Source organism: Conexibacter sp. CPCC 205762, from assembly GCF_030646155.1.
Classification (GTDB): domain Bacteria; phylum Actinomycetota; class Thermoleophilia; order Solirubrobacterales; family Solirubrobacteraceae; genus Conexibacter.
Map to the genome: position 1 here is coordinate 282,810 of NZ_JAUTDN010000003.1, position 26,066 is coordinate 308,875.

Below are 26,066 nucleotides of genomic sequence, written 5' to 3' on the forward strand. Positions count from 1 at the left end.
CGCCACGATACGCGCTCATCTCAACAGCGCATAACGGGCGAAGCCGTCGGCGCCGGGGATCACCGCCGCGGCGTCGTGCCCGAGCCACTGCTCCAGCACGCTCGCGTAGAGCGCGCGGAAGTCGCTGCTCGGCAGCAGGTTGCCCTCCTCGTCGAGCGCGCCGAGGCCGCGGAACTCGCCGACGAGGCCGCCGCGCACGCGCGTCCCGATCAGGAACGCGACGCCGCCGGCGCCGTGGTCGGTCCCGCCGGAGCCGTTCTCCTCCGGGCGGCGGCCGAACTCGCTCCAGACGAGCGTCAGCACGCGATCGCCCAGCCCGCGCGCCTCGAGGTCGGCCTGGAAGGCGGCGAGCGCCGCGCCGCAGCCGGCGACCTGCTCGCCGAAGACGCCGTCCTGACCGGCGTGGGTGTCGAAGTCGGCGTGCGCGTCGAGCGCGGCGGCGCGGATCGGCAGGCCGGCGCCGAGCAGCCGCGCGGTATCGCGCAGGCGGTCGCCGAGGCGGTTGTCCGGATAGGCGACCGCGCCGCTCTGCAGCGGCGTCGCGAGCGTCCGGCGCAGGTCGGCGGCGTCGCGGTGACGCTCGCGCGCGGGGCCGAGGACGGGGTCGGCGGAGGTCAGCTGGCCGAGCCGCTCGTGGCCGCGCAGCAGCTCCTGCTGCCAGCCGCCGCCGAAGACGCCTGGCGTCTCGAACGTGTAGGCGGAGGGCGCCTCGGCCGCGGCGACCGCGACGCGCCCGGTCGCCAGCGCCGGCGACAGCGTCGGCCCGACGGTGAAGCCCTGGACCGGGTTGTGGTCCTCGCCGACGCGGTCGAGCCAGCGGCCGAGCCAGCCGGTCGCGCCGTCGGGGTCGGTCGCGCCGACCTCGTAGAAGTGGCGCGAGGTGAAGTGCGAGCCGTTCGCGTGCTCGTAGCCGATCGCCGGGAAGAGCGTGAGGCGCCCGCTGTCGTGCAGCTGCTTGAAGGCGCCCGCGGCCGGATGCCAGCGCAGCGCGCTGCTGCCCTGCAGCGGGAGCGTCGAGGCCGGGTCGACCCACAGCGACGGCCGCAGCGCGGGCGTGTAGCGCGGGTCGGCGACCGGCGGCAGCAGCGCGATCCCGTCGACGCCGCCGGAGAGGAAGACGGAGACGATCACGGGCGCGCCGGGCGCGGCCTGCGCGGCCCCGGCGATCCCCTCCGCGAACGCCTGCGGCGCCAGCAGCCGGCCGCCGAAGACCGTCAGCGCGAGCCCGGCGCCGCCGAGCAGCAGCGAGCGGCGCGTGAGCCTGCTGCCAGCCGGCGGCGGCGTCTCGTGGTCGCAGTGGCGCATCAGCAGACCTGCCCGTCGGGGGAGGCGATCAGCAGGTGGCGCAGGATCGTCTGGCGCAGCGCGTTGCGGCCGGCGGGCGGCAGGCCGCCGTCGGCCACCTGCGCCAGCCGCCCCGCCGTCTCGACCAGCACCGCGACCGTGTCGGCCTGCACGGGCGGGTCGTCCCAGAAGCGCAGCGCCAGCGCGACCGCCTCGGCCGGCGTCTCCTGCGCCGGGTAGGGCGAGTCGGCCGTCAGGTGGCGGCCCTTCAGCGCGATCCCGGCGAGCTTCCAGCGCGCGTGCAGCGTCGAGGTGTCGAGCCAGCGGTCCTCGCGCCAGCCGGCGATGTTGGGCGGGTGGTGGAGCCGCTGGCCGGCGTCGCCGGTGACCCCGGTCCAGGCGATCGACTCGATCCCGGCGCCGAGCGCGCGCAGCAGCCCGGCGGCGTAGACGACCGGCGGCTTGACGAGCGGCGGGCCGGCGTAGACGGCCGGGTGCTTGAGGATCGCCTCGATCAGCGGCAGCACCGCGTAGCCGCTCTCGACGTAGAGCCGCTCCAGCGCCTGCCGCTGGCCGGCCGGCGGCGGCGCGGCGACGAACGCCGACCACAGCTTCAGCACGAAGAACGACGGATGCAGCGGATGCGTGACGCAGGCGTCGACGACGTCGTCGGGATCGTAGTCGTCGAGCACGCCGAAGATCCGCTTGTCGCCGGCGTCGTGCCACTGCGGGTCGAACCAGAAGGCGTCCCAGCCGTTGGGCTGGTGGAAGCTGCCGCTCCAGCCGGTCAGCCCGCGGGCGGCCTCGCGGATGTCGCGCTCGGTGTAGGCGCCGCGGTCGGGGCCGAGCGTGAACAGCTCCATCAGCTCGCGCGCGAAGTTCTCGTTCGGGCGGTGGCGCTGGTTGGAGACGCCGTCGAGCCGCACGAGCATCGCGCCGTCCTCCATCACGCGGCGGGCGAGGTCGCGGAACGAGCCGCGCCCGTGCTGACGGAAGAGGTCGATGTGTCTCGCCAGCAGCGTGTACTGGCCGACGTTGTCGTCGCTGACGCCGAACCAGTCGTGCCACAGCAGCGCGATCCGCTCGACGAACGGCTGCGTCGAGCGGACCATCCGGTCCATCCAGCCGAGCTGGTCGTGCTCGAACAGCACGCCCGGCTCGAGGTGGTCGTCGAACTCGGTGTACGGGGCCGGGCCGATCAGCTGCGGCGTGCCGGAGACGCGCGTGAGCGCCGCGACGGCGCCGTCGAGCCCGAGCGCGGCGAACGCCGCCGCCTCGCCGCGGCGCGGCCCGAAGCCGGCGCGCCACAGCAGCCGCGTCGCCTGCTCGATCCCGAACGGGCCGGCGTAGCGGTCGATGCCGGCCGGCGGCGGGTCGACCGGTGGCGGGTCCCCGCCGGGCGGCGGGCTCTGCGGGAGCGGCGCCGGCGGGGTCTCGGCCGGCGGCAGCCCCGGCACCGGCGTGTCGGCCGGCAACGTCGGGAGCGTCGGGTGCGCGGGCGGGCGTCTCGCGGCAGGCCGTCTTCTCGCCGCCGGCCGCCGTCTGGGCGCTCTTCTCGCCGCTCTGCGCACCGGCGCTCTGCAGCGCGGCGCCGCCGACCGTCTCTTCGCGGTCCGCCTCGCCGGCGTGCGCCGTCTCTGCGCTCTGCTGACGCAGCGCTTCGCGCGCCGCTTCCGTTTCGTCGATCTCGCCATCCTGGCTCCCTCTCGACGACGGTACGGCGCGCGGGCGGGCGCGGCGTGGGACCTTCTTCCCGACCTGCTCCCTCTTTCGAGCTAGCGCGTGTGCTAGACGGTCGCGGGGTGCGGCGGGTCCTGCGGCGTCGGGAAGGCGCCGCCGTCGATCAGCTCGATGCGGTAGCCGTCGGGGTCTGTGACGAAGCAGATGCGGCCGATCTCCGCGCGGCCGCCGGGCGCGTACGGCGCCTTCTCCGGCTCGACGCCCGCGGCCGCCAGGCGCGCCAGCAGCGCGTCGAGGTCGTCGACGACGAGCGCCATGTGGTTGTAGCCGTCGCCGAGGTCGTACGGCTCGGTGCGGCCGACGTTGACGGTCAGCTCGAGCGTGTCGCCGCCCCCGGGCAGGCCGAGGTAGACGTTGTAGGCGCTGTCGAAGACGAGCCGGCCGCGCTGCTCGTAGCCGAGCAGCCCGTAGAAGGCGATCGAGGCGTCGACGTCGAGCGAGCGGATGCAGGTGTGGACGAAGGCGGTGGGCATGCGCCCACGCTAGCGCGGGCCGCCCGAACGCCGCAGCCGCGCTCTCATCCCCGCCATCGTGCCGATGCCGGAGGCGGCGCCGACGGCGAGCCCGATCGCGAGCGGCCGCCGGCCGCCGCGCGGGTCGCGCGCGATCGCCGCGAGGCCGGCGATCCCGAGCGGCAGGAAGAGCGTCGCGGAGGTGACCGCACCCGGGTTCCAGCGCCGCCGCCGCGCCGCCAGGCCGACGTGCATCGCGCCGTTGGCGACGTTGACCGCGAGCGCGCTGGCGGCAAGCGCCGGCGCGTCGAGCCCGCGCACCGCCGTCGCGCCTGCGAGCGTCCAGCCGATCGCGACGTTGATCACGAGCCCGTCGCGGCGCGTGATCGGGAACTCGTCCTGCGCCGCGCCGATCACCTCGCGGTTCATCCACGGCAGGAAGCCGCCCGGCCACAGCCACTCCTCCGTCTGATGCCAGAGGAGCGCGGCCGGCGCGGTCGCCGTCGCCCAGCGGAGGTCGGCGCGCAGCTCGGAGCGGCGCGCGACCAGCAGCGCGGTCGCGGCCGGCGCGGCGGCGCCGGCGAGCCACGGCCAGCGGCCGTGGGTGCGGTCGAAGGCGGCCATGCGGGCTAGTAGACGGCGTGCAGCACGGCCCAGCGGGCCAGCTCGGAGCGGCGCTTGAGGTTGGTCTTGTCGCGTATCCGCCCGAGATGGTTCTGGACCGTGCGGGGGGAGACGTAGAGATGCTCGGCGATCTGTCTGTCGGTCAGCCCCTGCGCGACCAGCCGCAGCACCTCGTGCTCGGTCGCGGTCAGCTTCTGGCGCACGTCGGGCGTCTCGCCGTTGGTCGCGCGCGAGTACGCCTGCAGCAGGTGGGGGGCGAGCTGCGGCGCGATCACCGAGCCGCCGCCGTGGACGGTCATGATCGCCTGACGCAGCTCCTCGCCGCTGGTGCGCTTGGTCAGGTAGCCGGCGGCACCGGCGGCGACCGCGTCGAGCAGCGGCTCGGCCTTCTCGGTCGCGGTCATCACGATCGCCTTCGTCGCCGGCAGCTCGTTGCGCAGCCGCTCCAGCACCATCATCCCGCCGATCTCGGGCATGTGCAGGTCGAGCAGGATCACGTCCGGTCTGTGCGCGTGGGCCAGCTCCAGGCCCTCGCGCCCGTCGCCGGCGGCGCCGACGACCTCGATCCCCGGATCGCGGCCGAGCGCGGCGACGACGCCGTCGCGCACGAGCGGGAAGTCCTCGACGACGAGCACGCGGATCCTCATGCGGCCCGCTCCCGCGGCGCCTGCGGCAGGATCGGGCTCTCGGCGACCGGGTCGGCGGCGGTCGGCTCCGCCAGCGGCAGCCGCAGCGTCACGCGCGTGCCGTGGCCTGGGCGCGAGCGGACGGTCGCGGAGCCGCCCGCGCGGCCGAGCCGGCCGACGATCGACTCGCGCAGGCCGGCGCCGGTCTGCCGCACGGCGGCGAGGTCGAAGCCGGCGCCGTCGTCGCTGACGATCACGGTCGCGACGCCGCCGACGACGTCGGCGGTCACGAGCGCCCGCGTCGCACTGGCGTGCTTGCGGGTGTTGCGCAGCGCCTCGCGCGCGGCGGAGGCGAGCTGCTCGGCCGCGGCACCGTCGACCGCGCGCTCGAACTCGCCGAAGACGATCCCGATCTCGTGCTCGCCCAGCTCCCGCTCGGCCTCGACGGCGGCGTTGAGGCGCGCGCACAGCTCGCCCTCGCCGGCGGCGACCTCCTCCGCCTCGCGGCCCTCGACGAAGGCGCGCAGCTCGGTCGCGGCGTCGGCGGCGATGCGGCTCAGCTCGGCCGCGTCGGGCTCGTCGGCATAGCCGCCTGCCGCGAGGTACTCCAGCACCTGCAGCACGGAGTCGTGCAGCCATGCACGCGTCTGCGCCCGCTCCGCCTCGACGGCGTCGCGCACGCGTGTGCGGAGATGGGGCGGGGTGGAAGGGTCCACGTGTCCCATGTCGGCAGCGTTACCCACGGGCTTGAGGCGCGTCACCACTGCAAAGTGTTTCAGGCCAGAGATCTGTGGAAAAACCTCTGTGCTCCAGCGCACACTTACCGAAACCTCACCAAAGCTGCGAGAACTCGCACAGGTTTTGCGCGTTAAAGACCCATGTCTGCACGCATCGTGTAGCCCACCATCGATGCATGGCCGCAGATCGCAGCACCTCCCCCACTCCGGGTGGGCGCACCCGCAGTCCTCATGAGGACAGCGGAACGCGCCTCTTCGGCAGGCGCAGCCACGGCGCTCCCAAGCGCCGGCTGAGCCGTGCGCAGCGCAAGGCGCAGCGCCAGAGCACGAGCACCGAGCTCGTCCCGTTCGGACAGCAGCAGGAGAACGCGCCGGCCCGGCCGCAGCCGCGCGCGTCGATCTCCAACAAGCTGACGCAGCTCTACTGGAACGCGTCGCTGGCGATGCACCGCTTCCAGAACCGCCCGCCGAAGACGCGCACCGCGAAGATCGTCGTCGTGGTGCCCGCGCACAACGAGGAGGGGACGATCGCCGGCGTGCTGCAGGCGCTGCTCGCGCAGACCCGCCGTCCCGAGCGGATTGTCGTCGTCGCCGACAACTGCACCGACAAGACGGTCGAGATCGCGCGCCGCTTCGGCCGCCGCGTGACCGTGATCGAGACGGTCGGCAACAGAGACCGCAAGGTCGGCGCGCTGCGGATGGCATGGCAGCAGTACGTCGCCTACGGCTACGACTACATGCTCGGCGTCGACGCCGACACGATCCTCTCGCCCGACTCGCTGGAGGCGCTGGAGGACGAGCTGGAGGCGAGCCCGAAGGTCGGCGGCATCATGGCCCGCTACACCTTCGACCCCGACCTCGGGCAGTCGAAGTGGGCGCGCCTGCTCGTGCGCATGCAGCGGCTCGAGTTCGCCTCGTGGACGATCGACATCCTCCACCGCAAGCGCAACACGTACGTGCTCGGCGGTCAGGCGACGCTCTTCCGCGTCAGCGCCCTGCAGCAGATCGTCGACGAGGAGCGCCGCCTCTCGCCGTGGGATCCGGAGGCCCAGGTCGAGGACATGGAGCTGACCTGGATGCTGTCCGCGCGCGACTGGGAGACGAAGGTCTCCGCGCAGGCGCGCGCCTACGCCGGCCCGATGCTGACGATCAGATCGCTGTGGGCCCAGCGGCGCAAGTGGGACGAGGGCATGATCCGCCTGCTGCTCGGCTCGAAGATCGGCGCCACCACGATGTACCCCTGGCGCGTGCAGCTGAAGAACGGCATCCAGGCCGTGACGCGCGTCCTGCTCGTGCTGCTGCTGACGACGTCGCTGGTGATCGGCGCGTTCGAGTGGAACTGGATCTGGATCGCCCCGCCGGCGCTCGCCGCGATCCTCAACTTCAAGCACGCGCGCAAGACGCCGGGCCACACGAAGCTCGACCTCTTCCTCGCCGGCACGCTCGTGATGGTCGAGATCTACCTCTGGTTCCGCCTGCTCTGCTGGGTGACCTCGTGGGCGACCGTCGTCGTCGGCATCCGCCGTGACGGCTGGGCCCGCCAGTACAAGGCCGAGGGGCTCCCCGCCGGCCAGACGATGATCGCCCAGGGCGAGGTGGTGTGACGATGCGCGAGACGCTCAACCACGTGCTGTCGACCCCGGTCGACATCGGCTGGAAGGTCCTGACCGTCCTGACCCTGCTCTCGACGCTGGAGATGACGCGAAACCTCCTGCGCCGGGTGCGCCACATCTTCCCCTAGCGGCCAACCTGGGGAAGCAACGACAGAGGCCCGCCTGTTCCGGAGCAGGCGGGCCTCCGTTCGTTCACCGTCCTTTTCGCTCGACCGTCTGTCCGATGCCGCCCACACCTGCTCCAGAATCCGCCGGAAGCTCCGATCATGTGCATGATCCCTGGATGCGCCGCCCGCTCTCCCTCATCGCCGCCGGCCTGCTCGGCGCGAGCACCTTCGTCGTCGCCGCACCGCCGGTCGGCGCCGCCAGCGCGCGGAAGGCGAGCGTGATCCAGACCCCGCTGGCGACCAAGGGCGCGCGGATCGTCGACTCGGCCGGCCGCCCGGTCGTGCTGCAGGGCGTCAACTGGTTCGGCTTCGAGACCAGCAACCACGTCGTGCACGGCCTCTGGACGCGCGACTACAGAGCGATGCTCGCGCAGGTCCGCAGACTCGGCTTCAACACGATCCGGCTGCCGTTCTCGCTGGAGGCCGTCCACTCGCGCGCGCCGCTGCAGGGGATCGACTTCTCCGACGGCAAGAACGCCGCGCTGAGAGGCCTGACGCCGCTGGAGGCGATGGACGCGATCATCGCCGAGGCCGGCCGCCAGGGGATCCTGATCCTGCTCGACAACCACTCGCACGCGGACAACGCGTACATGGAGGGGCTCTGGTACGGCCAGGGCTGGAGCGAGGACCAGTGGGTCGCGACCTGGAAGCTGCTGGCCAAGCGCTACCGCGGCCAGCCGAACGTGATCGGCGCCGACCTCAAGAACGAGCCGCACGGCGAGGCGACCTGGGGCACCGGCGGCGCGACCGACTGGCGCCGCGCCGCCGAGCGCGCCGGCAACGCCGTGCTCGGCGCCGCGCCGAACTGGCTGGTCGTCGTCGAGGGCGTCGGCGGCGGCGCGCCGGTCCCCGGCCAGCAGCTCGACACGCACTGGTGGGGCGGCAACCTCGAAGGGGTCCGCAAGCACCCGGTGCGGCTGGACCGCCCCAACCGCCTCGTCTACTCGCCGCACGAGTACGGGCCGGGCGTCTTCCCGCAGCCCTGGTTCGGCAGACCGAACACGCCCGCGCTGCTGGAGCAGCGCTGGAGAACGGGCTTCGGCTTCATCGCCGAGCAGGGGATCGCGCCGATCCTCGTCGGCGAGTTCGGCGGCCGCAACGTCGACACGCAGAGCGCCGAGGGCCGCTGGCAGCGCCAGTTCTTCGACTTCATCAGCCGCACCGGCGCCTCCTGGACCTACTGGTCGCTGAACCCCGACTCGGGCGACACCGGCGGCGTGCTGAAGGACGACTGGACGACCGTGCAGGTCGCCAAGACCGCGCTGCTGCAGCGGATGATCCAGCGCCAGCGGATCGCGTTCGGCAGCCGCGGCGCCTTCACCGTGCCCAGACGCGCCGGCAGGCCGGTCAGAAGAGCGCCGGCGGCGAGAGGAACGAAGCCGTCGCGCCCGGCCCAGCCCGTGCAGCCGGCGCAGCCCGCGAAGCCCGCGCCCGCGCAGCCGGCCGGACCGCTGCTGGCGACGGTCGTCGTCGAGAGCAGCTGGGAGGCCGGCTGGTGCGGCCACGTCGAGGTCAGCGGCGGCCCCGGCTCGCTCGCGGGCGTGCAGGCAAGGCTGACGCTGCCGGCCGGGACCCGCATCGCGCAGACGTGGAACGCCGAGCGCAGCGGCGACAGCGGCCGCGTGACGCTGACGCTGCCCGCGTGGGCGCGCGTCGACGGCTCCGCCTACACCGCGACCGGCTTCTGCGTCGACGGCTCCGGCAGAGCGACCGACGTCACGATCGACTGATCTGGGGTAGGCCTTCCGTGCGATGAGCACGGATTGGGTCTTCGGCTACGGATCGCTGACGGCGGACGCGCGCGACGGCCACGCGGCCGTCCTGCGCGGCTACCGGCGGCGCTGGGGCGTGGCGATGGACAACAGCCGCGACCTGCCCGGCTACAAGTGGTACCGCCAGCGCGCGACCGGCGAGCGGCCGGCCGTCTTCGTCGCCTTCCTCGACCTCGTCGCCGACCGTGACGGCAGCGCCGTCAACGGCCTCTGCCTGCCGGTCGACGCACCGCTGCTGGAGCGCCTCGACGCACGCGAGCGCAACTACGAGCGGGTCGACGTGACGACGGCGATCGAGGCGCCGCGCGGGCGCGTGTGGACCTACGTCGGCAGCCGCGCGGCGCGCGCCCGGCTGGCGCGCGGGCTGCGCGAGCGGCGCGCGGTCGTCAGCCAGGAGTACGTCGACGACGTCGAGCACGGCTTCCGGCGGCTCGGCGACGGGCAGCTCGACGCCTACCGCGCCTGCACCGAGCCGCTGCCGCCCGGCTGCGAGACGCTCTCGCTGGAGCGGATCGACCTGCCCGGCTGAGGCCGCGCGCTCAGCGGAAGCGGCCGAGCGCGATGCCGGCGAGCGCGAGCGAGGCGATCGTCTCGCCGTCGACGATCTCGCCGTCGCGGACCAGCTCCAGCGCCTCCGCGAAGGGGACCCTCAGCACCTCGGAGATCCCCTCCTCCTCCTGCTCGTGGCCGTCGTCGGAGGGCGACAGGCCGCGCGCGAGGAAGACCAGCTCGGGCGCCTCGGCGATCCCGTTGAGCGCGTTCATGCCGCCGAGCGCCGTCCACTCGGCCGCGAGCAGGCCGGTCTCCTCGCGCAGCTCGCGTCTGGCGGCGACGAGCGGATCCTCGCCGTCGGTCGCGCCCGCCGGCACCTCCAGCGAGCGGCGCAGGCCGGTCGTGTAGCGGTCGACGGCGACCAGCACGACCTCGTCGCGCTCGGTCAGCGCGACGACGAAGACGGCCGGGTTGACCATCTCGACGACGCCGTAGATCCCCTCCGCGCCGTCCGGCTTGACGACCGCGTCCTCGCGCACGCGGATCCATCTGTTCGCGTAGACGAGGCGGGTGCCGAGCGTTCTCCAGGCCACGCCCGACACCCTAGCCGTCCTACGCGAACGCCTCGACCGGCGGGTGCAGCGCGCGCGACAGCGTCCGCATCGCCGCGCCGGCGCAGACCGCCTGGCCGCGCATGTTGAGATGGATCATGTCGCCGCTGTAGAGCGACGGGTCGGCGGCGCGCGGATGGCCCGCGCAGTCGATCAGCAGCGCGCCGCGACGGCGCGCAACCGCCGCCGTCAGCGCCGACAGCGCGCCGAGCCGCTCGCCGAGCCGCCGGCCCCACGGCTCCGGCAGTGCGACCGCGCAGGTGATGTCGAAGAGCGTGAAGAGCGCGACGTCGGCGCCCTGCGCGCGCAGCGGCGCGACGATCGCGTCCAGCTCGGCCGCGACCTGCTCGGGCGAGAACAGCTGCCGCAGCACGTCGTTGCCGCCGGCGACGACGATCGCCAGGTCGGGCGCGAAGGCGAGCGCCGGCTGCAGCTGCTCGGCGGCGACCTCCGCCGTCACCAGCCCTCTGCGGCCGAAGTTGCGGTAGACGAGCTGGGGGTGGTGGCCGCGCAGCCCGCGCGCGACCCGCTCGGCCCAGGTGATCCGCATGTAGCCGTCGGTCGCGTCGCCGACGCCGGCGGCGGCGCTGTCTCCGAGCACCGCCAGCCGCCGCCAGGGCGCGCCGCGCAGCAGCGCGAACTCCTCGTTGCCGCCGAGCACGTCGGGATCGGCCAGCTCGTTCGCGTGGATGGGGGTCATCGCGTCACCGCCGCGGTCGTCGTGATCGGTGCGGAGGAGCGCGCCAGCCACGGCGCGCACAGGAGCGTCAGCGCGGCGGCTCCGGCGCAGATGCCGAAGACGCCGCGGAAGGAGCCGATCGAGCCGTCGCCGGCGTCGAGCAGCGTGGCCAGCAGCGCGACGCCGAGGGCGCCGCCGAACTGGCGCGCGGTCATCATCAGCGCGGTCCCGGCCGCGAATCGCTCCGGCGGCACCGCTCCCACCGCCGCCGCGTTGATGCCGACCGTCGCCACGCCGATCCCGGCGCCGGCGAGCAGCCCGAGCGGCAGCCAGAAGCCGAGGAAGTCCGGCTGCGTGCCGATCCCGGCGACGCACCAGGCGCCCGCGAGCGCGAAGAGGGCCGCGCCGGCCGCGACCACCGGCGCCGGCCCGCGCCGCTCCACCGCTCTGCCGGCGAGCACCGCCCCGACCGCCGAGGTCAGCGCGCCGGGCGTGACCGCGAGGCCGGCCTCGACGATCGAGTAGCCCCAGACGCCGGTCACGAACAGCACGCAGGCGAGCATCCAGGCGAACAGCGCGAGTCCGTAGACGCCGGCCGCGACGCTCGCGGCGGCGTAGGAGCGGTTGCGCCAGAGGTCGGTCTCCAGCGCCGGCGCCGGGTGGCTGCGGGTGCGCCGCCAGACGACCGCCAGCAGCAGCCCGCCGACGGCCGCGCAGACGAGCGTGCGCGCGTCGGCCCAGCCCCACTGGGCGGTCTCGGTCAACGCGACGAGCACGAGCGCGGCGCCTGCCGCCAGCAGCAGCGAGCCGAGCAGGTCGGGCAGCTGGCGGGCACCGAGCCGCAGCGCCGGCAGCAGCCGCGCGCCGGCCCACAGCACCGCGAGCCCGATCGGGACGTTGATGAGGAAGACCGCGCGCCAGTCGAAGGCGTCGATCAGCAGGCCGCCGAGCGCGGGGCCGGTGGCAGCGGCGATCGAGGTCGTCGCGCCCCACAGGCCGACGGCGGCGGCCCGTCTCTCCGGCGCCGCGACGGCGAGCACGATCCCGAGCGCGGCCGGGATCATGAACGCCGCGCCCGCGCCCTGCAGCGCGCGGGCGGCGATCAGCAGCGGCACGCTCGGCGCCAGCGCGCACAGCGCCGAGGTGAGCGTGAAGGCGGCGAAGCCGCCGAGGAAGACGGCCTTGCGGCCGAGCACGTCGGCGAGCCGGCCGGCCGGTGCGAGCAGCGCGGCGAAGACGACGCCGTAGACCGCGACGACCCAGGAGAGCGCGACGAGCGAGTCCTGCGGGAAGTGGCGCTGCAGGTCGGGCAGCGCGACGTTGACGACGGTCACGTCGAGGAAGGCGACGAAGGTCGCGGCCGAGGCGATCGCGATCGCGGCGCCGGGCGCGCGCGAGCGAGCCGCCGGCGGGGGCGCCGGCGACGTGGCGGTGACGGACATCTCTGATGCCTCCTGGGCAGAGCCGGACGCTGCGCCGGCGCGCGCGGCGGGGCGGCGATCACGCGGATCGCCGGCGACGGGCGCGGCGGTGCTGCGGCGTGGGCGGACTGGCGAAGTGGCCGCCCACACTACCGCATTTAGAGTCCGATCGGTCGGACTTTAAGAGGCCGGGGTCACAATGGGCGCGGCGAGGATCCGCCTGACCGCGACCTTCGCCCATCTCGGCGCGGACGCGTTGCCGTGCAGCTGCAGCTGCTGGTTGACCGCCATCACGATCCCCTGCAGCTCGAAGACGAGCTGCTCGGGATCGGCGTCGGCCGGCAGCTCGCCGGCCTCGATCGCGCGCCCGACCTCGCGCTGCATCGCCACCTCGAACCGCCCGAGCGCCTCCGCCAGCGCGTCCCGCACCGGCCCCGGCCGCCCGTCGAACTCGGCCGCGGCGGCGGTCCAGAAGCAGCCGCTCGGCCACATCTCGCCGCTGATCAGGTCGATCCACTTGTGCTCGATCGCGAGCAGCCGCTTGATCCCGGGCTTCTCCTGCCGCGCCGGCTCCCAGACCACCTCGCGGAAGGTCTCCGACGCGGCCTCGATCACCGCGAGCTGCAGCAGCTCCTTCGTGCGGAAGTGGTTGAGCACGCCCGACTTGCTCATCTCGAGGCTGTCGGCGAGGCGGCCGATCGTCACGCCCTCGAGCCCGTCGGTCGACGCGATCCGCAGCGCCCGCCCGACGATGCGGGTGCGCGTGTCGCGCGCGTCGGCTGCAGATCTGCGTGCCATCGCACCGATCTTAGCTACCGGTCGGTCAGGCGAGCGGACGCGGCGCCGGCGCGCCCATCTGCGACAGTGACCGGATGGTGCCGCCCAACACCTTCGCCGGAGCGTCGCTCGACCGCGCGGGCGCGCGGCGCAGAGACGAGGCGTGGGTGCAGGCGCGGCTGCGCGACCCGGCCAGCCGCGCGCTCGCGGTCACGCGCGAGGGGATCCTCGTCGACCGCGACGGGCGCACGCTGACGCGGCTGCCGCTCGATGCGATCCCGGCGCGCGGGACGACCGTGCTGCTCGGCGTCGAGACCGACGGCAGCGCCCTCTTCGGCGTCGACGTCGAGCACGTCCACGACGCCGCCCGGCCGCTGGCCCCGGGGGCGCGCGTGCTCGGGCTGCGCGCGGCCGGAGCGCTGCTGCCGCAGGAGCTGGGCGGGCTGGCCGCCTACGTCTCGGCGCTGCTGGGCTGGCACCGCACGCATCCGCACTGCTCGCGCTGCGGGGCGATCACCGACGTGCACGAGGGTGGCCACGTGCGCCGCTGCCCGGTCTGCCGCGCCGAGCACCATCCGCGCACCGACCCGGTCGTGATCATGCTCGTGCTCGACGGCGAGCGCGTCCTGCTCGGGCGCCAGCCGAGCTGGCCGGCCGGGCGCTACTCGGCGCTCGCCGGCTTCGTCGAGGCGGCCGAGTCGCTGGAGGAGGCGGTTGCCCGCGAGGTGCTGGAAGAGGCCGGCGTGCAGGTGCGCGACGCGCGCTACGTCAGCAGCCAGCCGTGGCCGTTCCCCAGCTCGCTGATGCTCGGCTTCACCGCCCGGTACGCCGGCGGCGAGGCAGTCGTCAACGACGGCGAGCTGGACGACGTGCGCTGGTTCACGCGCGACCAGGTGCGCGCCGCCGCGGCCGCCGAGCGCGACGGCGAGGACCCGTGGGAGCGCGGCGACGCGAACGCCGAGCTGCTGCTGCCGCCGCCCGTCGCGATCGCCCGCCGGCTGCTCGACGGCTGGCTCGCCGGCGACGCCTGACGCGCCGCCGGAGCCCGCCGCTACGGCAGGTCGGCGACGACCTCGGTCAGCGGCTTGCGGATTCCGGTGAAGAACGGCAGCTCCTCACGCGTGTGGCGGCGGGCCTCGGCGCCGCGCAGGTGGCGCATCAGGTCGACGATCCGCGTCAGCTCGTCGGCCTCGAAGGCGAGCAGCCACTCGTAGTCGCCGAGCGCGAAGGCGCTGACGGTGTTGGCGCGCACGTCCGGGTACTCGCGCCCCATCATGCCGTGCTCGCGCAGCATCCCCGAGCGGGCGTCGGGCTCGAGCAGGTACCACTCCAGCGAGCGCACGAACGGATAGACGCAGACGTACTTGCGCGGCTCCTCGCCGGCCAGGAAGGCGGGGATGTGCGACTTCGCGAACTCGGCCTCGCGGTGGACGCCGATGTTGGTCCAGTGGGCGTCGAGCGAGCGGCCCAGCTCGGTGTGGCGGAAGGCGACGATCGCGTCCTGCAGCGCGTCGGCGGTCGGCGCGATCAGCCACAGCAGCAGATCGGCCTCGGCGCGGAAGCCCTGCAGCGAATAGCTGCCGCGGACGGTCGCGCCGGCGCCGTCGAGGACGGCCTGCGCCTCGGCCGCGGCGGCGGCGCGGCGCTCCTCCGGCAGGCGCCGGGCGGCCGGCGCGCTGAAGGCGGCGTAGAGGGTGTAGAGGTTCTGTTCGGCGGTCACGGGCGTCTCCAAGCGGGTCGCTGCGGCGATCCCCGCATCGTAGGCGACGCCCGGCGGCGCGTCCGGCTCGCCGTCGACCGCGGAGCGCGCTCCCGCGCGCGCTCCGGGCGGTCGTCTCCCCCGGACGCTCCTGGTGGCGGCGTCGCACGAATGGCTGCCGCAGGCCACGCGGCCTGCGGCAGCCTTCGCTCCCGCCGCCCCGGCTTTGAAAACTAGGGTCCGGCCATCCCGCTCCAGCTGATGCGGTCGATCCCGTCGACTCTCACGACGGCGCCGAAGGTGTTGTCGCGCACCGGCAGCTCGATCGTTCTGCTGCCCGAGTGGACGGTGACCCGCTCGACCCCGTCCGGGACGACGCCGACGAGCGGCCGAGGGTCGCCGCGCTCGTCGGGGAACGAGAGATATGCACGGCCGGCCCTGACGTCCTCCGCAGTCAGGCCGGGGCTGCCGCCGAGGCCCGTATCCGTCTGGACCACAAGCAGCAGCCGGTCCGGCTCGTCGCGCGCCGGAACGACCCACGCTCTCAACGGGAAGGGAGCGCCGACGTCAGCCGCGGGCGCGGGCGGCGTGAGCGCGATCGCCGCGTCGGCGAGCCCTCTCTCCGACAGGCCTGGCGGCAGCGCGGCCGCGGGCGCCGGCAGCTGCTCCAGCAGCGACAGCGTCCGGCGCAGCTCGGAGCCGTAGCGGTCGCTGCCGTTCAGCGCCATCTGACCGCCGCCGTCGGGCTGCGGCGTGAGGACGCCGCTCGCCGTCACGCCCAGGCCGACCAGCAGCGCCAGCAGCACGACCGTGACGGGCAGCGCGACGCGCAGCTGCGGCAGCCGCAGCCGCGCGAGGCGACGGCGGCGGGCGGGACCATCGGCGAGCGCCTGCGCGTCAGCTTCGGTGACGCGCGCGAACTCCTCGCGCAGCGCGTCGAGGAAGGGGGGCGGCGGCTCGACCGCGCTCATGTGAGCCTCTCCCGTGCGTGCGGAACGGCGTCGACGGCGGTGACGAGCTGCCGCAGCCCGCGCGAGACGCGGGCGCGGGCCGTCTGCTCGCTGATCGCCAGCCGCTCCGCCACCTCCGGATAGGGCAGTTCCTCGACCACGCGCAGATGGATCGCCGTCTGCTGGTCGGGCCGCAGGCGGCTGAACTCCGCCGCGATGATCGAGCGCAGCTCCGACAGGCCGGCGAGCTGGACTATCCGCTCGTAGTCGGCCTCGACCAGCTGCGGGACGCGGATCCCCAGCCGCTCGACCGCCTTGCGCTCGACGATTCCCGTGCGTATGTAGCGATTGAGCAGATTTCTGGCGATCCCGTAGAGCCAGGCGGCCGCCTCGTCGTCGGTCGAGCCGCGGAAGCGGCGGCGGCCGTCGTAGGCCTGCGCGAAGACCTCGGCGGTCAGGTCGCGCGCCGCCTCGACGTCGAAGGTCCGCCGCGCGAGGAAGGCGAGCATGCGCTGGGCGTGCGCGTCGTAGACACGCTCGAACGCGCGCGGGTCCTCGACCGACCGGGCGAGGTCGCAGCTGGCGCGTGGGTGCCGTCGCAGGCTCATCGCTCTCTCAGTGCCACGAGCGCGAATCCTGTGACAAAAGCCGCCCCCGATGCGCCGACGACATCGCCCACGGCGTCACCGTTACACGGCTTGACGCTCACCGTGACGGCAACATAACCTCCTGAAAGCGTCGAAAAGCTCACTGTTTCTACCCACTCGGCGCATCAAAAAACCCACCAGGGGGTTCCATGACATTCCGCAGTTCGTTCCGCGCCGGCGGAGGCTGGCGCGTGGCCGCGGCGCTGCTGCTCGCGCTCGCGTTCGCGGCGGCGGTCGCGACGCCGCAGGCGCAAGCCGGCGCGGCCTACTTCTGTCCGGGCAACTACCCGAGCAGCACGCTGACCCTCGGCGCCACCAACGGCTGCACGGGCGGCTCGTCAGCGCTGATCACGCAGGTCTCCTTCTTCCAGAGACCGTCGGGCGGCAGCCACTGCGCCGTCGGCAAGCAGACGACCGACCCCGACAGCGCGGTGCTGATCGCCGCGGTCTGCGGCGCCGGCAGCGGCAGCAACGGCGAGGTGGCGACGTACGGCTCCGGCCTGCAGCTCGCCTTCCCGCGCGGCCGCAACGACACCGGCAGCACGCAGAACAACTACTGGGGCCAGTACATCTGGTGAATGTGAGCGAACTGAGATGAACGTCACCGTCAGAACGATTCGCCGCCTGCTCGCGATCGCGCTCGCGGGCGCGCTCGCAGCGACCGCGATCGCGCTGCTGCTGGGCAGCAGCGCCTCCTCCGCCGCCCCCGCCGAGGAGGCCGGGGCCGCCTCCAACCCGTGGGCGCCGGTCCAGACGCCCGCCGAGCTGCACGCCGCCTTCGCGGCCGACGTCGCGCTGCTGCGCCAGCCGGCCGACGACTCGATCCCCGCCACGCTCCCGCTCGCCAAGCCCGAGGTCGACCTCTCGCAGGCGCGCCAGCTGACGCCGCCGTCGGCGCGCGCGCTCGCCCGTGCGGGCGCCGGCGCGACCGGGGACGAGGTCCCGGAGCAGCCCGACACGACCGTCTGGGTCGTCCCGAACCAGGACGGCTCGCAGTGTCTGCTCGTGTACCAGGCGACGGACCAGTCGCTCGGCTACAACTGCGCCTACCCCTCCGACGCCGTCAGCGCCCGCATGGTGATGACGGTCAGCCGCACCGGCCAGGACGCGGAGATCTACGGCGTCGTGCCCGACGGCGTCGACAGCGTCACGGTCGAGCTGGCCGACGGCAGCACGGTCGACCTGCCGGTCACCGACAACGGCTACATGGCGCAGTTCGACCAGCCGACGGCATCGATCAGCTTCGTCGACGGGAACGGCGACGAGCAGACGGCGCGCATCACCAGCGGGGCCTGAGCGAGCGCGCGGGCGCAGGCAGGGGCGCCCGCGTCACACCGTCCGCTCACGGGCCCTTCACCGGATCCTCACCGCTCCCACGGCGATCTTCGGTTTCCTTGAGGTTCTCTTGAGGGAATCGCGCTGAGGTGAGGACATGACCACCACGCCGACCGAACACACCACCGCGTTCGAGCCCACGGTGGCGATCGACGCATTGCAGAGCACGACGGGTGGCGAACGCGTCACGGGCGCCGCCCGTCCCGAGCCGGGCCGCTATTTCACGATCCAAGAAGACCACGGCGAGCGGCTGCTGCCGCTGGAGCGGGCGATCACGCATCTCGGTCGCGGCTTCACGGCCGACATCCAGCTCGAGGACGTCAGCGTCTCACGGCGCCACGCGATCGTGACACAGCGCCGCGGCGCCGTCCGCATCCTCGACGACCGCAGCTCGAACGGGACGTTCGTCAACGGCCGCCGGATCCAGGAGGCGGAGCTGCGCCACGGCGACGTCGTCGTGATCGGGCGGGTCGTGCTGCAGTACGTCGACGTCCCGGGCTGACGCTCAGCGCCTGACGACGACCGTCCCGTTCATGCCGGGGTGGAGCGTGCAGCGGTAGCTGTACGTGCCGGCGCTGCGGAAGGTGACGCCGTACGAGCCGCCGGAGCGGTTGCCCGATCCTCTGAAGCGGCTGCTGGTGACGTTGTGGATGATGCCGCTGTCGCGCCAGCGCCAGACGACGCGGTCACCCTTGCCGATCGTCACCTTCTTCGGGTTGAAGGCGATGTTCTTCAACGTCACGGTGCGGGTCGCCGCCTGCGCGGCCGGTGCCGCCAGCGCGACGGCGAGCGCAGCCGCCAGCAGCGCCGCCAGTCCGGTGATGCCTCTCGTGGTCATGCCGATCCTCCTGTCGGGGTCTCCCGTCATGCAGGACGCCGCTGCCCGTCGTTCCTTCCCGGCGGAGCCGATTCGCATCCGCTCGACGGGGCAGCACGGCGGAGTGCCGCTCCCGTCCCGCGTCACCCGCCGCGCGCTGCTGCAGACCGGCGGCAGCCTCGCGTTCGCCGCCGCAGCGGCTGATCCGGCCTCCGCAAAGCGCGCGCAGCCGCGGTCGTGGGGTCCGCCGCGCGACCGCGACGGCTGGCCGCTGCCGGCCCACGACCTCGCCGCCAGCCGCGCTCGACCTCGCCGACGGCCGCGAGCGCTGGCGGCGGTCGCTCGGCACGGCCGTCTACGGCAGCAGCGCGGGCAGGCGCGAGCTGGGCTTCTTCGCCGGCGTCGCGCTCGCCGGCAGGCGCATGCTCGTCGCCTCTGACCGTGTCCACTGCCTCGACGCGAGCGACGGCGCGACGCTGTGGGAGTCGCGGCCCGCGCCGGCGCTCGGCGGCGGCCGGCTGGTCGTCGGCACGGGCGCGCAGCCGTACGTGCCCGGCTCGTCACTCGTCTGCGTCGGCTGAGGGGCTTCGCCCGTGGGAGTTCCACGGCGGCGCCCGGCACCGCGCCGCGGGAGCGGGAACTCCCGCTGCGGCGGCAGATCGCGATCGGGTTGCGTTTTCATTCCCGACCATGGCAGTATGTATTAGGTCACCCTAAAACGACAGTGACCTTCATGCTTCCATTCGCGCTCCAAGCCGTCTCCGAATGCCCCGCCCACGCCGACCTGGCGCTGGCGCTCGGCGCCGAGTTCGAGCCGCTCGACGTCGACGCGGCGCAGGCGGAGGTCGACGCGCTCGCCGCCGACCTGCTCGAGTACCGCCGCGCCTGCCCCGGCGATCAGCTGAGCGGCGTCGCCGCCACCGTCGCGCAGCGCTTCAGAACGCTGTCGGAGCCGCAGAGAATCGGCCGCGACAGCGTCCTCGACGACCTGCTGCTGCACCGCGTGCTCGATCGCGACGCCGGCCACGCGCTGCCGCTGACGATCGTCGCGGTCGAGGCCGGCCGGCGCGTCGGCATACCGCTCGGGATCGTCGGCAGAGGGCGCGAGCAGTACCTCGCCCACGCCGCCTACGCCGATCCGTGCGTCGCCGACCTCGCCCAGCCGGGCGCGCTGGTCGACCTCGGCGGGCGCGAGGAGGAGCTCGGCTGGCAGTGCGCCCACCAGGTCTCCGCGCTGCTGCTGAACCGGATCGCGGAGCGCAGCGAGCGGATCGGCCACTTCGCGTGGGCGCTGCAGGCGGCCGAGCTGCGGCTGGCGCTGCCGGCCGGCGGCGAGATGCGCGAGCGGATGGAACGCGACCTGCAGCGCGTCCGCGCCCGCCTCAACTAGGCCGCCCGCACCGCCGCGCCGCGGCCTCCGCCGGCTCGCCGCACCGCCTGCGGCCGGTAACCGCAACGCACCGACCGGCGCCCCACGAAGCCCTATGATCGGGCTCGTGGCCAACGTGCGCGGACACACGGCAGACGACTACCTCGAGGCGATCTACGCGCTCACCTTCCCGGTCGGCGAGTACCGTCCGGCCGACGCGGCGACGCCGATCGCGGCGCGCGTCGCCGACCGCCTCGGCGTCTCGCGCGCGGCGGTCGGCGAGACGCTCAGACGGCTGGAGGACGAGAACCTCGTCGAGCGGATGCCGAACCGCTGGATCGCGCTCACGCCCGCGGGGCTGGAGCGGGCCGAGCAGGTCGTCCGCCGCCGCCGGATCGTCGAGCGCTTCCTGTCCGACTTCCTCGACTACGCGCCGAGCGACGTCCACAGCGCCGCCGAGACCGTCGGCGACTCCTTCAGCGACGAGATGGTCGAGAGACTGCACGAGCGGCTCGGCTACCCGGAGCGCTGCCCGCACGGCTGGCCGGTCGCCCCGCGCGCCGAGCAGGCCGAGAACGAGCAGCTGCTGACGCTCGCCGAGCTGGACGCCGGCGAGGAGTGCGAGATCGTCCGCGTCGCGAAGGACGACGGCGAGCTGATCGGCTGGCTGTGGCAGGAGGGCTTCCGCCCCGGCGCCCACGTCCACGTCGAGGACGTGCAGCCGGCGGCCGGCCACCTGCGCGTGCGGATGGCCGGCGGGGAGGGCGACGGCGACGAGCGGCTGATCGCCGAGAAGGCCGCCCGCAGCCTGTTCGTGCGCCGCGCCGGCGGCGCCTGAGCGGGCGCTCACCCCCCGGACCGGGGGTTCCCGCCGCCCCGGTGCCGCAAAATGTCCGGCGCGTGCGCGCGGACTCCCCCGCCATCAGGTAGACCCGTCGCGTCGTTCGCCGTTCCGACTTCATCCGCAAAGGAGCTCCATGGCCACCGCATCCGCCGCGCCCGCACTGCAGCAGCGCCGCGGTCTCGTCCTCGCCGACGCGATCCCCGGAGCGCTCGTCCGCGACATCCTGCTCGTGCTCGGCGGCGCCGGTTTCACCGCCCTGATGGCGCAGATCGCGATCCAGATCCCGCCGTCGCCGGTTCCCGTCACCGGTCAGACGCTCGCCGTCGGGCTCGTCGGCGCCACACTCGGCGCCCGTCGTGGCACCGCCGCGATGCTGCTGTACGCGCTGCTCGGCCTGTTCCTGCCGGTCTACGCCGAGGGCAACTCCGGCTGGCACATCATCACCGGCGCCAGCGGCGGCTACATCGTCGGCTTCATCTTCGCGACCGGCGTCGTCGGCTACCTCGCCGAGCGCGGCGCCGACCGCAAGGCGCTGACCGCCTTCGTCGCCTTCGTCGCGGCGCAGCTGATCGTCTTCGCCTTCGGCCTCGTCGGCCTCAAGCTGGCCGTCGGCGAGTCGTGGTCGTGGACGATCCACAACGGCTTCTCGATCTTCATCGTCGGCGGCATCATCAAGGCGATCGTCGGCGCGATCGTGCTGCCGTCCGCCTGGCAGATCGTCAGACGCGTCGAGAAGCACTGAGTCTCAGCAGCCGCCCGCCACGGGCGGCGCGTTGACACGAGGACCGGGCCGGCGGGTATCGTCGGCCCATGTCCTCCACTCCGCACGACCTCGGCGGCGACTCCACCGCGAGCCCGCGCTCCAGCAGAGACAGAGCGCGGCTGATCGCGGTCGCGATCCTTGGCGTGCTGGCGGCGCTGCTGGCGCTGTTCAACCTCAAGACGGTCAAGGTCAGCCTGATATTCGCCTCGGTGAGAATGCCGCTGATCATCCTGATCGTCATCTGCCTGCTGCTCGGCGCCGCGATCGGCGCCTTCCTGTCGCGCCGCGGCGGCGGCGACAAGCGCCGCGACTGAGGCGGCGCGCCGCGCAGGCCGAGCGCTCAGCAGCTCAGCCCGGGGCCGGCGCAGCGCCGGCGAGCAGCGCCTCGACCTCCGCGAGCGGATGGGCCCGCCCCGGCGCGCGCGAGACGATCGCGGCATCGCCGGTGACGAGCGTCGCCCCGGTCTGCTCGGCGACGGCGACGTAGGCGGCGTCGTAGGCCGACAGGCCCGTCGCCGTCCAGCGCGCGACCTCTGACAGCGGCGGCTCGACGGTCTCGAGGCCGAGCGCGAACAGTTCCGCCACGAGCCGGTCGAGCGCATCGGCGGGCCAGCGCCACTTGCGCCCGGCGACGTTGAGCACCTCGTACGCCGTCAGCGGCGGCACGACGAGCCCGACCTGCCCGCGGTGAAACGCGTCGCGCACCGACGTGGCCTGCGCAGTGAGCGGTTCGTCCTCGGCGCGGATCCAGGCCAGCACGACGTTCGCGTCGACCACGAGGTCGATCACGAGAACCGCTCCAGCCGCTCGTCGCGCGTTCTGCGGACGAGGCTGACGACGTCTTCGTCGGTCGCGTACTCCATCTCGCGGCCGAGTTGCTGGAGCCGGTCCCACGCGGCGTGGACGGCGGGGTCGGCGCCGGGGCCGAGCTGCGCGTCGAGATCGCGGCGGGCCAGCTCCGAGAGGTACGCGCTGCGCGTGAGGCCCCGGTCGCCGACCGAACGGTCGATGCGCTTGAGGAGGTTGTCTTCGATTGTCACGAGCACCTTTGCCATCAGAGCAGGATATCCGGGACATCTCAAGGGGGCAATGGTGAGATTTTGCAGTCTTGACGGGAAGATGTGGCAGTCTGCGCGACCGCTGTTGCAAAGGAGCGACATCCCGCGGAGCGCGCGATACTGGTCACGTGGACGATCCGATGGAGATCACGCGCGGGCTGGCGCTGCCGCTCGCGGAGGTGACGTTGCGCGCGAGCCGCTCCTCCGGACCGGGAGGGCAGCACGCGAACGTGACCGCCTCGCGGATCGAGGCGGTCTTCGACGTCGACGCCTCCGCCACGCTGGAGCCGTGGCAGAAGGAGCGGATCAAGGCGAGAGCGGGGCCGCGCGTGACGGCCGTCGCGCAGGACGCGCGCAGCCAGCTCGCCAACCGCGAGCTGGCGCTGGAGCGGCTGCAGGCGCGGCTGAGAGCGGCGATGGTGGTGCCGCGCTCGCGGACCGCGACGAGACCGACGCGCGCGTCGAGAAGGCGTCAGGCGGCCGCCAAGCAGCGCCAGTCGGAGCGCAAGCAGTCGCGTCAGCGCCCGCGCCACGACGACTGAGGCCGCGGCCGCATCGCGCGAGCCCGCCGCACGAGCGCCGCGTCGCCGCTCCGCCGGCCGCCCGCGCCCGCCGCGACCCGCGCCGGCCGCGACCGGCGCCCGACGCCGACACGCCGCGCTAGGGTCGGGCGCATGCGCCGCCTCTTCGGACCACTCTTCATCAGCGCGGGGATCCTGCACTTCGCCAAGCCCCGCATGTACGAGGCGATCATGCCCGACTGGCTGCCGGCTCACAGAGAGCTGGTCTACGCCAGCGGCGTCGCCGAGATCGCCGCCGGCGCGGCGCTGATGCACCCGCGCACGCGCAAGTTCGGCGGGCAGCTCAGCATCGCGACGCTCGTCGCCGTCTTCCCCGCCAACCTGCACATGGCGCTCAACCCCGAGCGCTATCCGCAGGTGCCCGGCGGGCGCCCCGCGCTGCTGGCGCGGCTGCCGCTGCAGGCGCTGCTGATCGCCTGGGCGCGCGCCGCGTCACGGTGACAGCTCGCGCGCGGCGTCCGGCGCGCGCGTCATGGTGAAGCGCACGTGTCACGGTGACGCGCGCTCACCCCAGGTTTTGGCCGGCATCCCGGAATTCAGTGCTATTACATTGAAAAACAGCCGTGGCTCCTGGGCTTTCGTGGCGCATTCACACCAATTTGAGACGTGAATGTCCTTCAGTGGCGTGTGCACGTCACCGATGACAGAGGTGAATGGCGACAGCCACGCCCACCTCGCTCCGTGACACGCAGGAGCAGACAGCCGACGATCACGCCGCAGCGGACCATCGCCGCACCGGCCTGAGCGATGCGGGCAAGCGCCTGCTGGCGTGGATCCCGCGCGGCCACTCGCTGCCCGACGACGTCTGGCGCAAGCGCCACGCCGGCCTGCTGCTGCTGCTGTGGGCGCACGTGCCGGCCCTCTTCGCCTTCTCGCTCACACAGGGCAACAGCCTCCTCCACTCGCTGCTGGAGATGCTGCCGATCGTCAGCTGCGCGCTGCTGGCGCACGTCACGAGCCTCAGCCGCAACTGGCGCGCGGCGGCGGTGACGATCGGCCTGCTGACCTGCTCGGCGATCCTCGTCCACCTCTGGGAGGGGACGATCGAGGCCCACTTCCACTACTTCGTGATGGTCGTCGCGCTGGCCGCCTACGAGGAGTGGTTCCCGTATCTGCTGGCGTTCGCCTACGTCGTGCTGCAGCACGGTCTGATGGGCGCGATGGACACCAACTCCGTCTACGACCACGGCAGCGGCGACCAGCGCAGCCCGTGGATCTGGGCCGCGATCCACGGCGGCTTCATCGCCGCGCTCGGCTTCGCCAGCATGGCGACCTGGAACGCGAACGAGTCGGTCCGCCGCCATCTGCGCACGAGCGAACGGCGCTTCCACCGCGCCTTCGAGGACGCGCCGCTCGGGATGGCGCTGCTGGCCCCCGACGGGCGTCTGCTCGACGTCAACCGCGGCCTGATCCGCAAGACCGGCTACAGCCGCGAGGAGCTGGGGCAGCTCCACGTCTGGGACCTGTGCGAGGAGCATCTGCGCGTCGAGCACCGCGGCGCGTGGCCGCCGGCCGAGGACGTGCGCGACCTCGAGTTCGGCTTCGCGCGCAAGGACGGCACCGTCGGCTGGGGCCTCTGGAGCTTCTCGCAGATGCTCGACGACGACGGCACGGTGCAGAACTGGGTGATGCAGATCCTCGACCTGACCAAGCGCAAGCAGGTCGAGCAGGAGCTGGCCCACAACGCCCACCACGACCCGCTCACCGACCTGCCCAACCGCGTCCAGCTGGCGACGCGGCTGCAGGAGGCGCTCGACCGCGGGGCACGCGAGGGCAGAGGCGTCGCCGTCATCTTCGTCGACCTCGACAACTTCAAGGTCATCAACGACTCGCTCGGCCACGAGGCCGGCGACCGCCTGCTGCGCAACGTCTCAGAGCGGCTGCGGCGGGTGCTGCGGCCGGAGGACCTGCTCGCCCGCTTCGGCGGCGACGAGCTGGCCGTCTGCATCGAGCACGTCGACGACGCGACGCGCGCGCTCAGAGTCGCCGACCGGATGGCGACGGCGCTGCGGGCGCCGTTCGTGCTCGACGGCGAGCAGCGCTTCGTCACCGCCAGCTTCGGGATCGCGATCGCCGGCCCGGAGGAGTCCGAGCGCTCGCCGGAGACGCTGCTGCGCGATGCCGACGCCGCGATGTACCGCGCGAAGGAGCGCGGCAAGGCGCGCGCCGAGGTCTTCGACACGACGATGCGGCGGCGCGCGGTCGAGCGGCTGGAGCTGGAGAGCGGCCTGCGCGACGCGCTCACGCGCGGCCAGCTGCACGTCGTCTACCAGCCCGAGGTGTCGCTGGAGAGCGGCCGGATCGTCGCCGTCGAGGCGCTGCTGCGCTGGGAGCACCCCGTCCACGGCCCGGTCTCGCCGGCGCGCTTCATCCCGATCGCCGAGCAGAGCGGCCTGATCGTCCCGATCGGCGCCTGGGTGCTGCGCGAGGCCTGCCGCCAGGCGGCGCGCTGGAACGCGCAGCAGGGCGGCGACGGCGTCGTCGTCGCGGTCAACCTGTCGCCGCGCCAGCTCGGCGCGACCGATCTCGCCGCGACCGTCCGCGGCGCGCTGGAGGGCGCCGGCCTGCCGCCGGACAGGCTCTGCCTGGAGATCACCGAGAGCGCCGTGATGGCCGACCCGGACGCGGCGATCGAGTCGCTGCACATGCTGAAGGGCCTCGGCGTGAAGCTCGCGATCGACGACTTCGGCGTCGGCTACTCGTCGCTCAGCCACCTGCGCGAGCTGCTGCCGGTCGACGTGCTGAAGATCGACAGATCGTTCATCGACGGGCTCGTGCTGCGCGGCGAGGACCGCGCGATCGTGACCGCGATCGTCGAGCTGGCGCGCTCGCTCGGCGTCGACGCGGTCGCCGAAGGCGTCGAGACCGGCGAGCAGGCGGCCGTGCTGCGGCAGATGCGCTGCCACGTCGCCCAGGGCTTCCACTTCGCCAGACCGCAGCTGCCGACCGATGTCAGCCAGCTGCTCGACGTCGCGCAGCTCGGCGAGCTGCTGCCCTGAGCTGCGGCG

32 protein-coding genes are annotated in these 26,066 nt (G+C 73.6%); 16 read left to right on the forward strand and 16 right to left on the reverse strand.

Translation table 11 applies throughout. The annotated features are described in order from the left end of the window. Nucleotides 1–15 precede the first annotated feature (15 nt). From Q7L73_RS04995 to Q7L73_RS05020, 6 genes are all read right to left on the reverse strand, one after another. Nucleotides 16–1,305, reverse strand: a complete 1,290-nt coding sequence (locus tag Q7L73_RS04995) for a DUF1501 domain-containing protein (protein ID WP_304690863.1) — start codon at nt 1,303–1,305, stop codon at nt 16–18. Continuing rightward, entirely contained in the window at nt 1,305–2,978 is a 1,674-nt protein-coding gene (locus Q7L73_RS05000; RefSeq protein WP_304690865.1) for a DUF1800 family protein, read from the reverse strand. Before Q7L73_RS05000 ends, Q7L73_RS04995 begins: the two co-directional genes overlap by 1 nt. Nucleotides 2,979–3,071: 93 nt before the next feature. Beyond that, nucleotides 3,072–3,497, reverse strand: a complete 426-nt coding sequence (locus Q7L73_RS05005) for a VOC family protein (protein WP_304690866.1) — start codon at nt 3,495–3,497, stop codon at nt 3,072–3,074. Nucleotides 3,498–3,506: 9 nt separating this feature from the next. Then, nucleotides 3,507–4,100, reverse strand: a complete 594-nt coding sequence (locus tag Q7L73_RS05010) for an HXXEE domain-containing protein (protein WP_304690867.1) — start codon at nt 4,098–4,100, stop codon at nt 3,507–3,509. A 5-nt stretch (nt 4,101–4,105) separates the two neighbouring features. Continuing rightward, entirely contained in the window at nt 4,106–4,747 is a 642-nt protein-coding gene (locus tag Q7L73_RS05015; RefSeq protein WP_304690869.1) for a response regulator transcription factor, read from the reverse strand. Beyond that, on the reverse strand, nt 4,744–5,451 hold the full coding sequence (locus Q7L73_RS05020) for a sensor histidine kinase (RefSeq protein ID WP_304715496.1): 708 nt from the start codon (nt 5,449–5,451) through the stop codon (nt 4,744–4,746). Before Q7L73_RS05020 ends, Q7L73_RS05015 begins: the two co-directional genes overlap by 4 nt. Before the next feature lie 188 nt (nt 5,452–5,639). On the opposite strand from Q7L73_RS05020, the gene Q7L73_RS05025 reads away from it, so the two are divergent. From Q7L73_RS05025 to Q7L73_RS05040, 4 genes are all read left to right on the forward strand, one after another. Beyond that, nucleotides 5,640–7,067 (forward strand): glycosyltransferase family 2 protein, encoded by a 1,428-nt coding sequence (locus Q7L73_RS05025; protein ID WP_304690871.1) that lies wholly within the window; start codon nt 5,640–5,642, stop codon nt 7,065–7,067. 2 nt (nt 7,068–7,069) lie between these two features. Then, on the forward strand, nt 7,070–7,204 hold the full coding sequence (locus Q7L73_RS05030; protein WP_304690872.1) for a hypothetical protein: 135 nt from the start codon (nt 7,070–7,072) through the stop codon (nt 7,202–7,204). A gap of 155 nt (nt 7,205–7,359) precedes the next feature. Continuing rightward, nucleotides 7,360–8,973, forward strand: a complete 1,614-nt coding sequence (locus Q7L73_RS05035) for a cellulase family glycosylhydrolase (RefSeq protein WP_304690874.1) — start codon at nt 7,360–7,362, stop codon at nt 8,971–8,973. Between the two features lie 22 nt (nt 8,974–8,995). Continuing rightward, nucleotides 8,996–9,544 carry a gamma-glutamylcyclotransferase family protein gene (locus tag Q7L73_RS05040; RefSeq protein WP_304690875.1) on the forward strand — a complete coding sequence of 183 codons (549 nt, stop codon included), beginning with the start codon at nt 8,996–8,998 and terminating at the stop codon, nt 9,542–9,544. Nucleotides 9,545–9,554: 10 nt separating this feature from the next. Here the strand turns inward: Q7L73_RS05040 and Q7L73_RS05045 are convergent, their stop codons facing one another. The 4 genes from Q7L73_RS05045 to Q7L73_RS05060 all read right to left on the reverse strand — a co-directional run bounded on the left by Q7L73_RS05045 (nt 9,555) and on the right by Q7L73_RS05060 (nt 13,016). Further along, on the reverse strand, nt 9,555–10,100 hold the full coding sequence (locus Q7L73_RS05045; RefSeq protein WP_304690876.1) for an NUDIX hydrolase: 546 nt from the start codon (nt 10,098–10,100) through the stop codon (nt 9,555–9,557). A gap of 19 nt (nt 10,101–10,119) precedes the next feature. Next, nucleotides 10,120–10,818 (reverse strand): SGNH/GDSL hydrolase family protein, encoded by a 699-nt coding sequence (locus Q7L73_RS05050; protein WP_304690877.1) that lies wholly within the window; start codon nt 10,816–10,818, stop codon nt 10,120–10,122. Continuing rightward, the gene (locus tag Q7L73_RS05055; RefSeq protein ID WP_304690878.1) at nt 10,815–12,239 is read right to left on the reverse strand and encodes a DHA2 family efflux MFS transporter permease subunit; all 1,425 of its coding nucleotides are present in this window, start codon (nt 12,237–12,239) and stop codon (nt 10,815–10,817) included. Before Q7L73_RS05055 ends, Q7L73_RS05050 begins: the two co-directional genes overlap by 4 nt. 159 nt (nt 12,240–12,398) lie before the next feature. Continuing rightward, nucleotides 12,399–13,016 carry a TetR/AcrR family transcriptional regulator gene (locus Q7L73_RS05060; protein ID WP_304690879.1) on the reverse strand — a complete coding sequence of 206 codons (618 nt, stop codon included), beginning with the start codon at nt 13,014–13,016 and terminating at the stop codon, nt 12,399–12,401. Between the two features lie 74 nt (nt 13,017–13,090). Here Q7L73_RS05060 and nudC point away from each other — a divergent pair, with 74 nt between their 5' ends. Beyond that, a complete protein-coding gene (gene nudC, locus Q7L73_RS05065) occupies nt 13,091–14,026 on the forward strand; it encodes an NAD(+) diphosphatase (RefSeq protein WP_304690882.1) in 936 nt (311 codons plus the stop codon). 20 nt (nt 14,027–14,046) lie between these two features. On the opposite strand, the gene hemQ is transcribed toward nudC, so the two are convergent. The 3 genes from hemQ to Q7L73_RS05080 form a co-directional block, all read right to left on the reverse strand. Continuing rightward, a complete protein-coding gene (gene hemQ / locus Q7L73_RS05070; protein WP_304690883.1) occupies nt 14,047–14,715 on the reverse strand; it encodes a hydrogen peroxide-dependent heme synthase in 669 nt (222 codons plus the stop codon). Nucleotides 14,716–14,927: 212 nt separating this feature from the next. Continuing rightward, the gene (locus Q7L73_RS05075; RefSeq protein WP_304690884.1) at nt 14,928–15,665 is read right to left on the reverse strand and encodes a hypothetical protein; all 738 of its coding nucleotides are present in this window, start codon (nt 15,663–15,665) and stop codon (nt 14,928–14,930) included. Continuing rightward, the gene (locus Q7L73_RS05080) at nt 15,662–16,252 is read right to left on the reverse strand and encodes an RNA polymerase sigma factor (RefSeq protein ID WP_304690885.1); all 591 of its coding nucleotides are present in this window, start codon (nt 16,250–16,252) and stop codon (nt 15,662–15,664) included. The genes Q7L73_RS05075 and Q7L73_RS05080 overlap by 4 nt, the downstream gene beginning before the upstream one ends. A gap of 188 nt (nt 16,253–16,440) precedes the next feature. Here Q7L73_RS05080 and Q7L73_RS05085 point away from each other — a divergent pair, with 188 nt between their 5' ends. From Q7L73_RS05085 to Q7L73_RS05095, 3 genes are all read left to right on the forward strand, one after another. Beyond that, nucleotides 16,441–16,869, forward strand: a complete 429-nt coding sequence (locus tag Q7L73_RS05085) for a hypothetical protein (protein ID WP_304690886.1) — start codon at nt 16,441–16,443, stop codon at nt 16,867–16,869. A gap of 16 nt (nt 16,870–16,885) precedes the next feature. Then, entirely contained in the window at nt 16,886–17,587 is a 702-nt protein-coding gene (locus Q7L73_RS05090) for a hypothetical protein (RefSeq protein WP_304690887.1), read from the forward strand. Nucleotides 17,588–17,723: 136 nt separating this feature from the next. Beyond that, nucleotides 17,724–18,128: an FHA domain-containing protein gene (locus Q7L73_RS05095; RefSeq protein WP_304690888.1), complete on the forward strand. Its 405-nt coding sequence runs from the start codon at nt 17,724–17,726 to the stop codon at nt 18,126–18,128. A 3-nt stretch (nt 18,129–18,131) separates the two neighbouring features. Here the strand turns inward: Q7L73_RS05095 and Q7L73_RS05100 are convergent, their stop codons facing one another. After that, nucleotides 18,132–18,464, reverse strand: coding sequence for a plastocyanin/azurin family copper-binding protein (locus Q7L73_RS05100; RefSeq protein WP_304690889.1), 333 nt, complete (start codon nt 18,462–18,464; stop codon nt 18,132–18,134). 182 nt (nt 18,465–18,646) lie between these two features. Here Q7L73_RS05100 and Q7L73_RS05105 point away from each other — a divergent pair, with 182 nt between their 5' ends. The 5 genes from Q7L73_RS05105 (at nt 18,647) to Q7L73_RS05125 (ending at nt 21,733) form a co-directional block, all read left to right on the forward strand. After that, a complete protein-coding gene (locus Q7L73_RS05105; RefSeq protein WP_304690963.1) occupies nt 18,647–19,024 on the forward strand; it encodes a PQQ-binding-like beta-propeller repeat protein in 378 nt (125 codons plus the stop codon). A gap of 152 nt (nt 19,025–19,176) precedes the next feature. Next, nucleotides 19,177–19,833, forward strand: a complete 657-nt coding sequence (locus Q7L73_RS05110; protein ID WP_304690890.1) for a hypothetical protein — start codon at nt 19,177–19,179, stop codon at nt 19,831–19,833. Nucleotides 19,834–19,939: 106 nt separating this feature from the next. Continuing rightward, nucleotides 19,940–20,650, forward strand: a complete 711-nt coding sequence (locus Q7L73_RS05115) for a metal-dependent transcriptional regulator (protein WP_304690892.1) — start codon at nt 19,940–19,942, stop codon at nt 20,648–20,650. 139 nt (nt 20,651–20,789) lie between these two features. After that, a complete protein-coding gene (locus Q7L73_RS05120) occupies nt 20,790–21,398 on the forward strand; it encodes a biotin transporter BioY (RefSeq protein WP_304690893.1) in 609 nt (202 codons plus the stop codon). Between the two features lie 68 nt (nt 21,399–21,466). Next, on the forward strand, nt 21,467–21,733 hold the full coding sequence (locus Q7L73_RS05125) for a lipopolysaccharide assembly protein LapA domain-containing protein (RefSeq protein ID WP_304690894.1): 267 nt from the start codon (nt 21,467–21,469) through the stop codon (nt 21,731–21,733). Nucleotides 21,734–21,767: 34 nt separating this feature from the next. Here the strand turns inward: Q7L73_RS05125 and Q7L73_RS05130 are convergent, their stop codons facing one another. Beyond that, on the reverse strand, nt 21,768–22,208 hold the full coding sequence (locus Q7L73_RS05130; protein ID WP_304690896.1) for a PIN domain-containing protein: 441 nt from the start codon (nt 22,206–22,208) through the stop codon (nt 21,768–21,770). After that, nucleotides 22,205–22,474, reverse strand: a complete 270-nt coding sequence (locus Q7L73_RS05135; RefSeq protein ID WP_304690897.1) for a hypothetical protein — start codon at nt 22,472–22,474, stop codon at nt 22,205–22,207. The genes Q7L73_RS05130 and Q7L73_RS05135 overlap by 4 nt, the downstream gene beginning before the upstream one ends. Before the next feature lie 131 nt (nt 22,475–22,605). Between Q7L73_RS05135 and arfB the strand changes: the two genes are divergently transcribed. From arfB to Q7L73_RS05150, 3 genes are all read left to right on the forward strand, one after another. Then, nucleotides 22,606–23,019 (forward strand): alternative ribosome rescue aminoacyl-tRNA hydrolase ArfB, encoded by a 414-nt coding sequence (arfB, locus tag Q7L73_RS05140; protein WP_304690899.1) that lies wholly within the window; start codon nt 22,606–22,608, stop codon nt 23,017–23,019. Between the two features lie 132 nt (nt 23,020–23,151). Beyond that, nucleotides 23,152–23,499, forward strand: a complete 348-nt coding sequence (locus Q7L73_RS05145; protein WP_304690901.1) for a hypothetical protein — start codon at nt 23,152–23,154, stop codon at nt 23,497–23,499. 212 nt (nt 23,500–23,711) lie between these two features. Beyond that, entirely contained in the window at nt 23,712–26,057 is a 2,346-nt protein-coding gene (locus Q7L73_RS05150; protein WP_304690902.1) for a bifunctional diguanylate cyclase/phosphodiesterase, read from the forward strand. Nucleotides 26,058–26,066: the final 9 nt, after the last annotated feature.

Bases quoted from the DNA above. Each gene is read 5' to 3' on its own strand.
- Q7L73_RS04995 (WP_304690863.1), bottom strand. From the start codon at position 1,305: ATGCGCCACTGCGACCACGAGACGCCGCCGCCGGCTGGCAGCAGGCTC.
- Q7L73_RS05000 (WP_304690865.1), bottom strand. From the start codon at position 2,978: ATGGCGAGATCGACGAAACGGAAGCGGCGCGCGAAGCGCTGCGTCAGC.
- Q7L73_RS05005 (WP_304690866.1), bottom strand. From the start codon at position 3,497: ATGCCCACCGCCTTCGTCCACACCTGCATCCGCTCGCTCGACGTCGAC.
- Q7L73_RS05010 (WP_304690867.1), bottom strand. From the start codon at position 4,100: ATGGCCGCCTTCGACCGCACCCACGGCCGCTGGCCGTGGCTCGCCGGC.
- Q7L73_RS05015 (WP_304690869.1), bottom strand. From the start codon at position 4,747: ATGAGGATCCGCGTGCTCGTCGTCGAGGACTTCCCGCTCGTGCGCGAC.
- Q7L73_RS05020 (WP_304715496.1), bottom strand. From the start codon at position 5,451: ATGGGACACGTGGACCCTTCCACCCCGCCCCATCTCCGCACACGCGTG.
- Q7L73_RS05025 (WP_304690871.1), top strand. From the start codon at position 5,640: ATGGCCGCAGATCGCAGCACCTCCCCCACTCCGGGTGGGCGCACCCGC.
- Q7L73_RS05030 (WP_304690872.1), top strand. From the start codon at position 7,070: ATGCGCGAGACGCTCAACCACGTGCTGTCGACCCCGGTCGACATCGGC.
- Q7L73_RS05035 (WP_304690874.1), top strand. From the start codon at position 7,360: ATGCGCCGCCCGCTCTCCCTCATCGCCGCCGGCCTGCTCGGCGCGAGC.
- Q7L73_RS05040 (WP_304690875.1), top strand. From the start codon at position 8,996: ATGAGCACGGATTGGGTCTTCGGCTACGGATCGCTGACGGCGGACGCG.
- Q7L73_RS05050 (WP_304690877.1), bottom strand. From the start codon at position 10,818: ATGACCCCCATCCACGCGAACGAGCTGGCCGATCCCGACGTGCTCGGC.
- Q7L73_RS05055 (WP_304690878.1), bottom strand. From the start codon at position 12,239: ATGTCCGTCACCGCCACGTCGCCGGCGCCCCCGCCGGCGGCTCGCTCG.
- Q7L73_RS05060 (WP_304690879.1), bottom strand. From the start codon at position 13,016: ATGGCACGCAGATCTGCAGCCGACGCGCGCGACACGCGCACCCGCATC.
- nudC (WP_304690882.1), top strand. From the start codon at position 13,091: ATGGTGCCGCCCAACACCTTCGCCGGAGCGTCGCTCGACCGCGCGGGC.
- Q7L73_RS05075 (WP_304690884.1), bottom strand. From the start codon at position 15,665: ATGAGCGCGGTCGAGCCGCCGCCCCCCTTCCTCGACGCGCTGCGCGAG.
- Q7L73_RS05080 (WP_304690885.1), bottom strand. From the start codon at position 16,252: ATGAGCCTGCGACGGCACCCACGCGCCAGCTGCGACCTCGCCCGGTCG.
- Q7L73_RS05085 (WP_304690886.1), top strand. From the start codon at position 16,441: ATGACATTCCGCAGTTCGTTCCGCGCCGGCGGAGGCTGGCGCGTGGCC.
- Q7L73_RS05090 (WP_304690887.1), top strand. From the start codon at position 16,886: ATGAACGTCACCGTCAGAACGATTCGCCGCCTGCTCGCGATCGCGCTC.
- Q7L73_RS05095 (WP_304690888.1), top strand. From the start codon at position 17,724: ATGACCACCACGCCGACCGAACACACCACCGCGTTCGAGCCCACGGTG.
- Q7L73_RS05100 (WP_304690889.1), bottom strand. From the start codon at position 18,464: ATGACCACGAGAGGCATCACCGGACTGGCGGCGCTGCTGGCGGCTGCG.
- Q7L73_RS05110 (WP_304690890.1), top strand. From the start codon at position 19,177: ATGCTTCCATTCGCGCTCCAAGCCGTCTCCGAATGCCCCGCCCACGCC.
- Q7L73_RS05120 (WP_304690893.1), top strand. From the start codon at position 20,790: ATGGCCACCGCATCCGCCGCGCCCGCACTGCAGCAGCGCCGCGGTCTC.
- Q7L73_RS05125 (WP_304690894.1), top strand. From the start codon at position 21,467: ATGTCCTCCACTCCGCACGACCTCGGCGGCGACTCCACCGCGAGCCCG.
- Q7L73_RS05135 (WP_304690897.1), bottom strand. From the start codon at position 22,474: ATGGCAAAGGTGCTCGTGACAATCGAAGACAACCTCCTCAAGCGCATC.
- Q7L73_RS05145 (WP_304690901.1), top strand. From the start codon at position 23,152: ATGCGCCGCCTCTTCGGACCACTCTTCATCAGCGCGGGGATCCTGCAC.
- Q7L73_RS05150 (WP_304690902.1), top strand. From the start codon at position 23,712: ATGGCGACAGCCACGCCCACCTCGCTCCGTGACACGCAGGAGCAGACA.